A 12890-nucleotide genomic window follows, 5' to 3' on the forward strand; every position below is an offset into this window, starting at 1 on the left:
AGACTATGCGGGGCGCAGAGCGTGCTATAACGACTATATCTATAGACGACAGGAAAGGTAAGCCAAACAGATTGAAGAAGAAAGTTGAATCCATTGAGCGGAGACTGGGAAGAGAACTGTCAAAATAGTGTTGCGGTGCTGCGGTGATGCGGTGCTGCGGTCAGGAGGAGTTATGAAGATAACACTTAGTGTAATAAAGGCAGATATAGGTGGTTATGTAGGGCATACAAGTGTCCATCCGAGGCTTCTCGAGCATGCAAATGAAAAGTTGTCATCAGCCAAAGAGAAGCACTTGTTGATAGACTATCATGTAACACGATGTGGCGATGACCTTGAACTTATCATGACCCATGAAAAGGGTATAGATAATCAGGATATCCATAAACTTGCATGGAATACATTCACATCGTGCACTGAAGTAGCAAAGGAATTGAAACTCTATGGTGCAGGGCAGGATATGCTTAAAGATGCATTCAGTGGGACTGTAAAGGGTATGGGTCCTGGTGTGGCTGAGATTGAATTTGAAGAAAGAAAAAGTGAACCAGTCATAGTTTTTATGGCTGATAAGACCTCCCCAGGTGCATGGAATCTGCCACTCTTTAAGATATTTGCAGACCCATTCAATACGGTAGGTCTTGTTATAGACCCGAGTATGCACGATGGCTTTATATTTGAGGTTCTCGATGTTAAAGCTGGAAAGAAGATTACCCTTTCATGCCCTGAAGAAATGTATAACCTTCTTATCCTTCTTGGGGCTACAGACCGATACATGGTTAAGGCGATATATAGAAAAACAGATGGTGAGATTGCTGCGGTCGCATCCACACAGAGGCTTGGACTTATAGCAGGAAAATATATAGGTAAGGATGACCCTGTGATGATTATAAGGACGCAGAGTGGTTTTCCCGCTTTAGGTGAGGCGCTTGAGCCATTTGCATTTCCTCACCTTGTAGAAGGATGGATGAGGGGATCACATCATGGGCCCTTCATGCCCGTTGCATTCTATGAGGCTAATCCCTCAAGGTTTGATGGTCCTCCACGGGTAATAGCAGCAGGTTTCCAGATAACAAATGGTAGACTGATAGGACCTCGCGATCTGTTTGATGATCCGAGTTTTGACGAGGCAAGACACACCGCTAATATTATATCTGACTATATGCGCAGACACGGACCATTTGAGCCTCATAGACTGAGTCTCGATGAACTTGAATACACCACATTTCCCCAGGTGCTGAGTAAGATCGAAGGAAGGTTCAAGGACGACGCATAGGTTGATGACCAATAGAGTCAGTGGCCCATATGGAGGGATCTATGGCAGAGAGGCGATATATAGGTCTTGATGCAGGCTCTATCAGTGTAAAACTCATAGTCCAGGATGAAGGTCTCAGGATAATTCACGAATCCTATGAAAGACATTATGGACAGCCTTTAAAGGTTGCCATGAATCTGCTTGAAAAGACGGAGCCAGCCAACTGTCTTGGTATTACAGGTTCTGTCGGAAAACTCCTTGCCTCAATCCTGTCTGTTGAATTTGTTAACGATATAATAGCACAATCAACTGCTGTCTCAAGATTTTATCCTGGAATAAAAACCATCATAGAGATGGGTGGTGAGTGCTCAAGGTTAATTATCTTAGAGAATGGTATACTTAAGGATTTCTCGATGAATTCGATATGTGCTGCAGGGACATGCTCATTTCTCGATCAACAGGCAGAACGACTTAACCTCACTATAGAAGAGTTTGCTGAACTTGCGATGAAATCGAAAAAGCCTCCTCGGATTGCTGGGAGATGTAGTGTATTTGCGAAATCGGACATGATACACCTCCAGCAGATAGCAACCCCTGATTACGATATAATCGCGGGACTCTGCTTTGCTGTGGCAAGAAACTTTAAGAGTACAATATGCAGTGGCAAAAAAATCCATACTCCCGTTATCTTTATTGGAGGTGCAGCTTCAAATAAGGGAGTGGTTCGAGCATTCAGAGAAGTTTTTGAATTAGGGGATAATCTTGTTATTCCTGAACATCATCTGACAATGGGTGCTATTGGTGCGGCGATGATGGCGGCGAAGAAGTTAGTGAATGGTGAGTTGCAAGCTAAAGAAGAATATATCAAAAAACTGGAGGAATATCTGAGATCCGCTGATGGTTACCAGGGTGAGGGGCTTACACCATTAAAAATTCAGGGTTCGGAGTTAAGAGTTGATAGTCTAAATACATGCCAGATTCAAACTTCTAACTCTCAACTCTCAACTCTCAACTCTCAACTCCCAAAGATTCCAGCATACCTTGGTATTGATGTCGGATCAATAAGCACAAATCTTGCAGTGCTCGATGAAGACAAGAACCTTCTTGCAAAGCGCTACCTGATGACCGCTGGAAGACCGATAGAGGCTGTAAGAAAAGGGCTTGATGAGATAGGAGATGAGATAGGTGATTATGTGGTTATCAAAGGGGTTGGCACAACAGGTTCTGGGAGATACATGATAGCAGACTTTGTAGGTGCAGACATTGTAAAGAATGAGATAACCGCACAGGCTACTGCTGCAATAGAAATAGATGCTACAGTAGATACCATATTTGAGATTGGTGGACAGGATTCAAAATATATAAGCATAGACAACGGTGTTATAGTTGATTTTGAAATGAACAAGGTATGTGCTGCAGGCACGGGTTCTTTTCTGGAAGAACAGGCAGAGAAACTCAGCATCAGCATTAAGGATGAGTTTTCTGATATGGCGCTTTCATCCTGTTCTCCATGCAGGCTTGGAGAAAGATGCACTGTATTTATGGAGACCGCACTTGTAAGCAACCTGCAAAGAGGGGCACCCAAGGATAATCTTGTAGCAGGACTCAGTTATTCTATAGTTTACAACTATCTTAACCGTGTTGTCGGAGATAAGCGAATAGGGAATAATATCTTTTTCCAGGGTGGGGTAGCATTTAATAGAGGTGTAGTTGCCGCTTTCGAGAAGGTTCTCGGAAGAAGGATAACAGTGCCACCCGATCATGATGTAACAGGTGCTATAGGAATGGCACTTATAGCTATGAGATATATGAAAGGCAGTTATGAGTTAAGAGTTAAGAGTTATGAGTTAAAGGATAAAGAAAACTCAAGACTAAACTCTGAACTCCGAACTCTTAACTCCAAACTCCAAACTAAGTTCAAGGGATTTGGACTTTCTAAAAGGAACTACACTATAAACCCATTCGAATGCAAGGGATGCTCAAACCTGTGTGAGATAAAACAGGTAAAGATAGAGGGGGAGGGGAGTTCTTTATTTTATGGAAGCAGGTGTGAGAAGTATGATGTTAAAAGAAAATCGAGAGCAGAAGAGATACCTGATTTATTTAAGAGAAGGGAAGAGTTATTAACCGCTGCTTACGAGCGATGTATTAACAATACGCAACACTCAACAGTCTCTTTTCCTGATACTCGTCCAAAAATTGGTCTTCCATGGATGCTTTTCTTTCAGGAATATCTACCATTCTGGGGGACACTTCTACGGGAACTCGGTTTTAATGTGGTGCTTTCCGATAAGACGAACAGGTCTATAATAAACAGTGGTGTGGAGTCAGTGGTTGTAGAGACATGTTTCCCGATAAAGGTTGCACATGGTCATGTGCTCGATCTTATCCAGAAGGGTGTTGATACTATATTTGTTCCAAGTTTCATAAACCTTAACACAGAGAAAGATATATACAGGAGAGGTGTTTCATGTCCATATGTGCAAACCATTCCATATGTTCTCAAAACAATTGTAAAAGATATAGATATTGTAAGACCCGTGGTGGATATGAGCAGGGGACGAGGTTTTCTTGAAAATGAGATAAAGAATGTTTTTGAGAAATACAATCTATCTATACGTTCCATCCGCAGGGCAATAGATACTGCATTTAAAGCACAGGCAGAATTTTATAACGCTATCCAGAAGGAAGGCAGTAAGATATTGAAAGATGTTTCTGAAGGAAAATACCCGAGAGCCATAGTGATAGTTGGAAGGTCTTATAACTCAGTAGATTCAGGTGTAAATCTTGATATTCCGAGAAAACTCAGGGATATGGATGTGATCCCTATACCTATGGATTTCCTGCCATTAAACACAATAGATATCTCTGATGAATTTCCGAATATGTACTGGAGGTCAGGGCAGAGGATACTCGGAGCCGCTGAATTTATAAGAAAGAACAAATATCTCAACGCCATTTACATAACAAATTTCGGATGCGGTCCTGATGCATTTATTATCAGATATTTCAAGGAACGAATGGGTGGCAAGCACTTCCTTCAGATAGAGATAGACGAACACAGTGCAGATGCCGGTGTGATAACGAGATGTGAGGCATTTCTTGATAGTATTGAAAATATTGGCAATGTTGCTATAGATGAGATAAAAAGGCTTAGAACTGTTACTATAAATAGGGGTTCTCGAGAGAGGCGCACTTTATATATCCCGAGAATGGCTGATCACGCATTTGCGCTTGCAGCTGCATTTCAGGGTTCAGGTGTAGATGCGGAGGTACTCCCTGAATCAGATGCTGATACAGTAGAACTTGGTAGAAAATATACCTCAGGAAAGGAATGTTACCCCTGCACATTAACGACAGGGGATATGGTAAAAATGGTCAAAAGCAGCGGATTCAGACCTGAAAAGAGCGCCTTCTTTATGCCATCAGGAACAGGTCCTTGTAGATTTGGACAGTATAACTTTTTCCAGAGGCTTGTTCTTGATGAACTCGGCTATAATGGTGTTCCGATATACTCGCCAAATCAGGATTCTACCTTCTATAAAGAATTAGGCATTGTTGGGAGTGACTTTATTAAAAAGGCATGGATGGGCATCGTTGCATCTGAACTTTTGATAAAATCCATCCATGAAACACGCCCATATGAAAAGAATAAAGGTGAAACAGAAGCCCTTTACAGAACATATCTGCCGAAGGTGGCTGATGCAATCAGGAGTAAGGATGGTGTTATTGAAGTCCTTAGAGATGCAAGGAGAGATTTTGAGGCTATCCCTGTATGCAGGGATATAAAGAAACCACTCATAGGTATACTTGGTGAGATATTCGTAAGGTTTAATGCCTTCAGCAATGAAAATATCATAAAAAAGATAGAAGCACTTGGTGGTGAGGTATGGCTTTCACCATTTGAGGAGTGGCTTTACTATGTTAACTACATGGCCATTAAAAAGGCATGGTTGAAGAGGGAGTATTTAGCTCTAACAGATATACTGATTAAATACATTTATCAGAAAAAGGTTGAACATAGATTTGCTAAGGAGTTTGATGGCTATCTCAAATCCCTTCATGAGCCGACGACCCTTAAGATACTCTCGAATGCCTCTCCATATGTCCACAGGTCATTCGAAGGTGAAACGATACTGAGTATAGGGAAGGGTGTAGATTTTGTAATGCGAGGTACTGCAGGCATTGTAAATACTATGCCATTTAACTGTATGCCCGGGACTATAGTCACAGCCCTGCTTAAGAAGGTTTCTGAAGACCACGACAATATCTCTGTTCTGAATATGGCATATGATGGACAGGAACATGCAGGCTCAGAGACAAAGATAGAGGCATTTATGCATCAAGCAAAGCAGAGATGGGAGAAAAAGTTGTAAAGTCCCTCCTTTTCAGTCTATACCCCTAAAACTTCTTATTGACCGCATATCACCGATAGATTAAAATTAGCCATGTGGTTAAATATTTTTATAAAGTAAAAATAAATGGATATAAGTGATAAGTAAATCAAACATCAATATATTTGAAAACTGGAAAAAGACTTACAGCATTTATTAAGATAGGGAATGCAAAATTCAAAAGAACAATTACGCTTAATGTTTGATAGTAAAAACAAAAAGATTAAACCTGATAAATATGGTTTAATAACCAGAACACTTACAAAAGAAAAACTTGAAGACTTATATTATGTTCAAAATAAATCCCTCCAAGATATCGCCAACGAATTTAACTGCACAAGACCAATGGTCATGTTGCTTATGAATAAATATGGCTTGCAGCGAAGGAAACGTTCTGAAGCAAGAGTATTAGCAATTAAAGAGAGGAAAATTGAGAAGTTTGAATACGATAATATTAATGAGAATTTTTTCAGTGAGTGGACGCCGGGAATGGCATGGGTATTGGGAATACTTTTTACAGATGGAAATGTTCAATATACAACAAAAACAGGGACTGGACTTAGGGTAAGTATTTCTTCTGTAGATTTAGAGCTATTAGAAAAAGTAAGAACTCTTCTTAATTCAACAAAACCAATAAAAAAGAATGTTCAGTCATACGACAAATCAAAATACATTTACCGGTTTGAATTTTTTCGTGAAAAAATGAGAGAAGATTTACATAAGTTGGGACTTATTCAAAGAAAAAGTCTCATTATGAAGTTCCCCGATATTCCAGAAAAATATATGAGGCACTTTATAAGGGGATGTTGGGATGGTGATGGAACTGTTTATATTAGTGCCGGCAAATTGAATGCTAGTTATGTTTCAAGTTCTCGATATTTTATTGAAAGACTTGTGCAAGAATTCTATAAGATAGGAATCTACAGGCAGAGATTACATCAGTTAAGTTTTAATAAAATTAAAAAAACGAGATCTAAATTTGGCTTTAGTAATTATCCTTTAGCAATTCACGCAGAAAAGCGTTCAAAGGCATACTATATAAAACTCAACTCAAGAGAAAATTTGGAGAAATTGTTCCACTATTTATATGATGGAGTTGATGAATCTATATATTTAGCTCGTAAATATAAAAAGTGTGTAGAAGGTTTAGGATTAGAAGTTAAAGATAGCAAAGAAGAAAATAGAACTTATAAAAGATATAAGCAGGTAGGGATGAATTCGTACTGAAACTTGAAGTCAAGATATTTTTATGAGACTTTGGAACAGAATATACCTACTCTATTATAGACTGTAAATACAGAACAAGATTTTGCAAAAATTGCAGGGGGAGTTGTTTGGATGAGGTAAATTAGAAAAAATAAATAGATGACTAATAGAGAAGGCAAAATTAAAATATTAAGGAAAAGATGTGTAAATGTTAATAACAAACTCCGGGCATTATAGGAAGGTAAGGTTATGCTAAATTTGATTAGTATAATAATAGGAGTTATTGGATTATTTTTGGCTTATATCTTTTATAAATTCGGCAAGAAAGAGAAACGACTTGCTTATGCTTATAGAAGTATCTCAATAGTCGGCCAACCTCAGACGCCACATAAGGATAAAATTAAAATATTATTTAAAGAACAAGAGGTTAAAAAGATAACTTCTACTATTATTTCAATATGGAACGAAGGGAAAGATACAATAAGGAAATTTGATATAGCCGAAAAAGATCCGCTTTAATTATTTTAAATAGTAATATTCAGATTCTAAGATCTTCAGTTAAAACTTTAACAAGAAAAGTCATAGATTTTAATGTTAACACTACGTACGATGAAAAAGGTATTATATTATCTTTTGAGTTCCTTGATTTTAAGGATGGAGCAACTATTGAGATTTTACATACGGGGGACGAAAGTATAAAACCACCCGTTAAAGGAACAATTCTTGGAATGCCTAAGGGGATTAGGATGGAGAGTACTGTTCTATTCAGCAAACCAAATTTTAAACTACTTTTTCTTACAATCATAGTTTTAATTATGTTTATTATTTTTGATTTGTTTATAGTTCCTAAACCTTATAGTAGTCTTGATTTAATCATAGTGTTACTTTTAGGTATTTCCTTATCGATGATGCTTTTTCTTCAAATAATTGGTTTGAAGAAAACATATAGTCTGCCTACTAAATTAAAATTCTGGGAAGAATAAGATGATTGAATGATTTAACTTAGGTATTTAAATTGCTCAGGGGAAAAGGAAACAGGCACATTTTTAATAATCCATTTTTAGTAATCCACCATGACTCATTCCGAGCATTCTGGATAAGGCGTTTAAGGAGATTTTTCTTTGGTAGACTAGAAAGAGTATAAATGGTAAAATAACTAAAAAGGAGGTATTTGGATGTTAGAAGTGAATGTGCCAATATCAGTAGATGAGATTATAGAGGCCGTAAAAAAGATGAAGAAACACGACAGGGAAGCCTTTATAGAAGACCTAATTGCAATGACCTCTCCTGAATATCTGGAAAGCATTAAGGAGGCAAGGGCTGAGTATAAAGCTGGTAAGACGAAGTCACATAAAGAGATCTTTGGTAGATGAGTTATAATCTTGTCTATACCCGCAGGGCAGAAAAGGATATAAAGAAACTTGATCCCTCCACAAAAAACCATATAGGAAAAGCCCTCCTGAAACTTCAAGAAGATCCAATTAGACAGTCTGAGAAACTCGCTGATCCTAAAATTGGAACATATCGCTTCAGGATTGGTGATTACAGAGTTATTTTTGATTTGGAAGATAAAGATATTGTTATTCTTAGAGTTGGACATCGGAAAGAGATTTACAGAAGGCTTTAAAGCATATATAGTTTTAGTCAGGTCATTAACCCATGCAGCATGAAAGCTGATTGATAATTGAAACATGGATAAAAAAGATATTTTAAGACTGGCTAATGATCCAAGATATATTTCCGGGATATATAACTATTGTGACAGATGGTGTGAACGATGTCTTTTTATTTCCCGGTGCTTGAACTATGCGATAGAAAAAGAGGATTCAGTGTCATCAAAAGAGTGCCGGGTCTTTGCCTCTCGTTCGGAAATAGTAAATCTTTAGGGGAGAGGACATTTCTAAATTGGCTTGACAAGATAAAAAAATTTCCTTTGACATATGGTGTATAATAGATTAAAAAATATAAGTCAAGGAAGTGTCGATATGAATACAAAGTTGACATTGAGCATGGACGAAAAATTAATAAAGAAAGAGGTTATTGAACCAACGGTTTTATCGGAAATATCAAGCATTCTACCACCAAAGGCTGACAATAAGAGATTGATAAAAGGTTATAAGAGATATATCGAGAGGAAATATATTTGAGAACTGTTCTCTTAAGACCTTAATATCTCTCTGAATATCCCGATATATCTTAACAAACTTACTGTGCTGAGGTTTTTGCTCAGCCATAGATCCATGGATGCCTTCTGGACAGATGGTTTTTTATGGAGTTCAACAAGTTTTTCTGTATATTTGTCACCTCTGTAAAAATAATCCCTGAGTTTACCCATTAGCTTAAAGCGGCTTGCAAAGTTTCTATTCCAGTTTCTCTGGTATGAATGAAGCCTCCTTTCTGTGAGGTTTTCCTTGTAATCAATAATCGTTTTTGCAGCGATCTCTCCACTTTTCATTGCATAATAAATACCTTCTGAAGAGACAGGCATTACGAGCCCAGCAGCATCACCGACGAATAGTACCCTGCCTGCTACAAGGTTATCACGCCACAATGCAGGTATAGGAAACGCCTCCTTTTTTATGATGATACCTCCATCAATCCTGTTACCAAGTCTTTCTTTAAATCGATTTAAGAACAATGGTAGTTTACTTGCTTCTACAATAGAGCTACCTGTTCCAACAGAGATGTGGTCTCCTTTCGGGAATACCCATGAATAGAGCTTAGGCGCATGATAATCACCATACCAGAATTCGCATCTTTCCTTATATGTCTCCAATGCAGATGGATTTACCTTTATCCTTTCTACCATAGTCATGTAAACAGGTGGTCTCTTCAATTCCATTATCTTCGCAACCGTTGAATTTACACCATCGGCTGCGATTACAACATCAACCGTATCTGTCTTTTCAATACCATCTTTAGTGTATCTTATGGTTATACTGTCTGCAGTCTGCCTTAAATCTGTTAATGTCCCCTTAATTATCTCAGCACCTTCATCTTCAGCCTGTTTTATCAGGGCAGAGTCAAATATCTCTCTTCTTACCATTGCTAAAAAGGCTCCTTCAAGTGATACATCTACCCTAACATTAGAGGAAGAGATGATAGATACGTTTGTAATCTTACGCTCTATAGTCTCTTTAGGTAGATTAAGTGCGTCAAAGGCAGGTGAGGGTATACCACCTCCACATGGTTTATCCCTCCCTGGATTCTTTTCTATGAGAATTACATCTATACCTTCTGAGGCTAATGTCCTTGCAGCTATAGAGCCTGCGGGTCCTCCACCTATAACAGCTACCCTGATTGTCATGGTCTATTTTTATCAGGTATAGACCAAAAAGTCAAATTGTGTTATATTTTTAAACATGGATACAGGGTTATATAGAAAGTTTATGATATTTGTTATGGTATTTTTCTGTTATTCGATAGGTTTTACTGGACTGTCATCAGCGGAGAGACTACTTGGCAGCAGGGATGATATCGCTTTGATACAGTTCAGGCTAAAAGACAGACCCATTGGTGAGCGCATAGCATTTTGGGCATCAAGATTTATCGGAAGCCCATACGATACAGACCCTCTCGGAGAGTATGTTCGCAGGGAAGTAATCATTGCAGATGATAGGGTAGATTGCATGTATATGACATTCAGGTCTGTTGAACTTGCATTGACCTCGACTCCTGATGAGGCAGTAAATGAAGCCCTTAAAAGGCGCTTCTTTGGTAAAGGCCTGCTAAGAGACGGCAGGGTTCTTAACTATGATGACCGCTATCAGTATGGAGAGGATATGATAGATAGTGGTAAGTGGGGTATCGAAATTACAGAGAGGCTTGGAAAAACCACAGATATACAGGGATCACGAGGAAGAGGAAAAGTGGCAATAATTAGTAAGAGCCATCTTCTTAAAGATGAAACACTCTCAAAGATTAAAAATGGTGATATTGTGTTCTTTATAAAATCACCTCTGAAAAGGATTGTTGATGAGATAGTTGGACATATAGGTATTATAGAGGTAAAAAAAGGCAGGATATACCTTATACATGCAAGTGGAACAAAAGGTGCAAACGCACCTCCTGGAATGGTTAAACGTATTTCCTTCATTGATTATATAAAGAAAATGGATTTTGTTGGTATAAAGGTTACAAGGTTTGAGTGAAATTCACTTCAGTTTCTTTATAATCTCAGGATACTGTTTCTTGAATTCAGGTGAGAGTCTTCCCAAAAATAATTTCAGTGCCTTTATCTCTATCTGTATCTCCTGAAGACTACGCTTCATATCCTTAATGTCTGGTTCGAGTCCATCACTCAAGAGACGTATTCCTCTTTCCATGATGTCCATTCTTTCTTTAAGATTTGTCTCTTTCATTTATTCCTTTACTTCCTCTGCCTTCTCTGTATCTTGGTTTTTTTGAGGAGTTTCTTATGCTTATGCTTGCTCATTTTCTTCTTTCTCTTCTTAACTACACTCCCCACGAATAAATCACCTCCCTCTTTATTTCCTTAAATGAATAACCTAAATGAAACCCAAAAAGCAAGCAGTTTTTCTTATACGGCTATATCGAACTGTTCCTGATGAATGTTGTTGTCCGCTTTTACGATAATTTTCACCCCAGATTCTTTCTCGATGTCTTCTATTTCCTGTCGTTCTTCATCGTAAAGTAGATCTGCAACACTTGGATTAACTGTGACGAATATATTCTTTCCACGCATCTTTGTTGACCTCCTTATCTCTCTGAATATCTCGTAACAGACTGTGGTCAGTGATTTTATATGTCCCCTCCCATCGCAGTACGGGCATGGTTCGCAGAGTATCCTTCCAAGGCTGTCTCTTACCCGCTTTCTTGTCATTTCGATGAGTCCGAGTTCGGATATCTGAAATATGCTGGATTTAGCCTTATCGTTTGATAGCGCTTCTTGGAGTGCTACATAAACCTTTTTCCTGTCTTCTTCCCTTTCCATATCTATAAAATCTATTATAATTATTCCTCCAATGTTTCTTAACCTGAGTTGGTATGCGATTTCTTTTACAGCCTCGAGGTTCGTTTTAAGTATTGTCTCATCGAAGTCTCTCTTGCCCACATACCTGCCTGTATTTACATCAATTGCAGTTAGCGCCTCTGTTTGTTCAATTACAATATAGCCTCCAGACTTCAGCCATACCTTTCTTCCCAATGCCCTTGATATCTCTATCTCGATACCATATGCATCGAATATTGGTTCTTCTCTTTCATATAATTCAATCTTTGTTGCCAGTGAAGGGAGATAAGTATTTGCAAAATCTATAGCCCTTCTGTATTCCTCCTTATTATCTATAATCAGTCTTTTCACATCTTGGGAAAAGAGGTCTCTTATTGTCTTAAAAAGGAGGTCTAAGTCGCTGTGAAGCAGGGCAGGTGCAGATATTCGTTCTCTTTTCTTCTGAATATTTCCCCAGAGCAATTCCAGAAATTCCATATCAACCTTAAAATCTTCTTCGTTTCTTCCTTCACTCACTGTTCTGACTATATACCCTGCATTAGGCCTTTTTATCTTAGAAATGATGTTTCTCAACCGCTCCCTTTCCTTATCGTCGGCAATCTTCCTTGATACACCAATATGTTCTACCCCAGGCATGTAGACAAGATACCTGCCAGGGAGTGTGATATATGAGGTGACACGTGCACCTTTTGTTCCGATGGGCTCTTTTGATACCTGTACAACTACATCCTGTCCTTCCTGTAGAAGATCCTCGATAGAGAAAGGAGGGAAAGAGTCGGTAAGGGTACCCTCAAGTTTTTGCTGAGATTCCTCTTCCATTAGATGTACATATTCATCGAGATTGTTTGTCACATCTGATACAAACAGAAATGCGGCCTTCTCAAGCCCTATATCCACGAAGGCAGACTGCATTCCTGGAAGCACCTTTACCACCTTTCCTTTATACACATTCCCTACAATACTGGTATCCTTTTTTCTGTCGATATACAGTTCTGTAACCTGTCCGTTTTCAAGAAGTGCTACCCTCGTTTCCTCCCTTGTAGCGTTAACGATTATCTCAGTAGACATA

The 12890-nt window shown here is 38.5% G+C and carries 13 protein-coding genes; 9 read left to right on the forward strand and 4 right to left on the reverse strand.

All coding sequences use genetic code 11. The features are described from left to right. The first annotated feature begins 5 nt into the window (after positions 1 to 5). The 8 genes from AB1488_07065 (at position 6) to AB1488_07100 (ending at position 8996) form a co-directional block, all read left to right on the forward strand. Positions 6 to 128, forward strand: coding sequence for a thiamine-binding protein (locus AB1488_07065; GenBank protein MEW6409856.1), 123 nt, complete (start codon positions 6 to 8; stop codon positions 126 to 128). A gap of 44 nt (positions 129 to 172) precedes the next feature. Further along, positions 173 to 1270, forward strand: coding sequence for a fructose-1,6-bisphosphate aldolase/phosphatase (gene fbp / locus AB1488_07070; GenBank protein MEW6409857.1), 1098 nt, complete (start codon positions 173 to 175; stop codon positions 1268 to 1270). Positions 1271 to 1311: 41 nt separating this feature from the next. After that, entirely contained in the window at positions 1312 to 5625 is a 4314-nt protein-coding gene (locus AB1488_07075) for an acyl-CoA dehydratase activase (protein ID MEW6409858.1), read from the forward strand. A gap of 186 nt (positions 5626 to 5811) precedes the next feature. Continuing rightward, positions 5812 to 6870, forward strand: a complete 1059-nt coding sequence (locus AB1488_07080; GenBank protein ID MEW6409859.1) for an LAGLIDADG family homing endonuclease — start codon at positions 5812 to 5814, stop codon at positions 6868 to 6870. A 228-nt stretch (positions 6871 to 7098) separates the two neighbouring features. Further along, on the forward strand, positions 7099 to 7368 hold the full coding sequence (locus tag AB1488_07085; protein ID MEW6409860.1) for a hypothetical protein: 270 nt from the start codon (positions 7099 to 7101) through the stop codon (positions 7366 to 7368). Positions 7369 to 8024: 656 nt separating this feature from the next. Beyond that, positions 8025 to 8222 (forward strand): hypothetical protein, encoded by a 198-nt coding sequence (locus tag AB1488_07090; GenBank protein MEW6409861.1) that lies wholly within the window; start codon positions 8025 to 8027, stop codon positions 8220 to 8222. Beyond that, positions 8219 to 8476, forward strand: coding sequence for a type II toxin-antitoxin system RelE/ParE family toxin (locus AB1488_07095; GenBank protein ID MEW6409862.1), 258 nt, complete (start codon positions 8219 to 8221; stop codon positions 8474 to 8476). Before AB1488_07090 ends, AB1488_07095 begins: the two co-directional genes overlap by 4 nt. Positions 8477 to 8834: 358 nt before the next feature. Further along, positions 8835 to 8996: a hypothetical protein gene (locus AB1488_07100; GenBank protein ID MEW6409863.1), complete on the forward strand. Its 162-nt coding sequence runs from the start codon at positions 8835 to 8837 to the stop codon at positions 8994 to 8996. A gap of 11 nt (positions 8997 to 9007) precedes the next feature. Here AB1488_07100 and AB1488_07105 read toward each other — a convergent pair whose 3' ends face one another. Next, positions 9008 to 10156, reverse strand: coding sequence for a geranylgeranyl diphosphate reductase (locus AB1488_07105; protein MEW6409864.1), 1149 nt, complete (start codon positions 10154 to 10156; stop codon positions 9008 to 9010). Between the two features lie 55 nt (positions 10157 to 10211). Between AB1488_07105 and AB1488_07110 the strand changes: the two genes are divergently transcribed. After that, positions 10212 to 11000 (forward strand): hypothetical protein, encoded by a 789-nt coding sequence (locus AB1488_07110; GenBank protein MEW6409865.1) that lies wholly within the window; start codon positions 10212 to 10214, stop codon positions 10998 to 11000. Positions 11001 to 11003: 3 nt separating this feature from the next. Here the strand turns inward: AB1488_07110 and AB1488_07115 are convergent, their stop codons facing one another. The 3 genes from AB1488_07115 to AB1488_07125 all read right to left on the reverse strand — a co-directional run bounded on the left by AB1488_07115 (position 11004) and on the right by AB1488_07125 (position 12889). Continuing rightward, positions 11004 to 11210, reverse strand: coding sequence for a hypothetical protein (locus tag AB1488_07115; protein MEW6409866.1), 207 nt, complete (start codon positions 11208 to 11210; stop codon positions 11004 to 11006). A gap of 8 nt (positions 11211 to 11218) precedes the next feature. Then, a complete protein-coding gene (locus AB1488_07120; protein ID MEW6409867.1) occupies positions 11219 to 11317 on the reverse strand; it encodes an AURKAIP1/COX24 domain-containing protein in 99 nt (32 codons plus the stop codon). Between the two features lie 72 nt (positions 11318 to 11389). Next, a complete protein-coding gene (locus AB1488_07125; GenBank protein ID MEW6409868.1) occupies positions 11390 to 12889 on the reverse strand; it encodes an Rne/Rng family ribonuclease in 1500 nt (499 codons plus the stop codon). Position 12890 lies beyond the last annotated feature (1 nt).

The sequence above is a fragment of the Nitrospirota bacterium genome, from assembly GCA_040756155.1.
Taxonomy (GTDB): domain Bacteria; phylum Nitrospirota; class Thermodesulfovibrionia; order JACRGW01; family JBFLZU01; genus JBFLZU01.

Excerpts from the sequence above, each read along its gene's own strand:
- AB1488_07065 (MEW6409856.1), top strand. The coding sequence starts at position 6 with ATGCGGGGCGCAGAGCGTGCTATAACGACTATATCTATAGACGACAGG.
- fbp (MEW6409857.1), top strand. The coding sequence starts at position 173 with ATGAAGATAACACTTAGTGTAATAAAGGCAGATATAGGTGGTTATGTA.
- AB1488_07075 (MEW6409858.1), top strand. The coding sequence starts at position 1,312 with ATGGCAGAGAGGCGATATATAGGTCTTGATGCAGGCTCTATCAGTGTA.
- AB1488_07080 (MEW6409859.1), top strand. The coding sequence starts at position 5,812 with ATGCAAAATTCAAAAGAACAATTACGCTTAATGTTTGATAGTAAAAAC.
- AB1488_07085 (MEW6409860.1), top strand. The coding sequence starts at position 7,099 with ATGCTAAATTTGATTAGTATAATAATAGGAGTTATTGGATTATTTTTG.
- AB1488_07090 (MEW6409861.1), top strand. The coding sequence starts at position 8,025 with ATGTTAGAAGTGAATGTGCCAATATCAGTAGATGAGATTATAGAGGCC.
- AB1488_07095 (MEW6409862.1), top strand. The coding sequence starts at position 8,219 with ATGAGTTATAATCTTGTCTATACCCGCAGGGCAGAAAAGGATATAAAG.
- AB1488_07100 (MEW6409863.1), top strand. The coding sequence starts at position 8,835 with ATGAATACAAAGTTGACATTGAGCATGGACGAAAAATTAATAAAGAAA.
- AB1488_07105 (MEW6409864.1), bottom strand. The coding sequence starts at position 10,156 with ATGACAATCAGGGTAGCTGTTATAGGTGGAGGACCCGCAGGCTCTATA.
- AB1488_07110 (MEW6409865.1), top strand. The coding sequence starts at position 10,212 with ATGGATACAGGGTTATATAGAAAGTTTATGATATTTGTTATGGTATTT.
- AB1488_07115 (MEW6409866.1), bottom strand. The coding sequence starts at position 11,210 with ATGAAAGAGACAAATCTTAAAGAAAGAATGGACATCATGGAAAGAGGA.
- AB1488_07125 (MEW6409868.1), bottom strand. The coding sequence starts at position 12,889 with ATGTCTACTGAGATAATCGTTAACGCTACAAGGGAGGAAACGAGGGTA.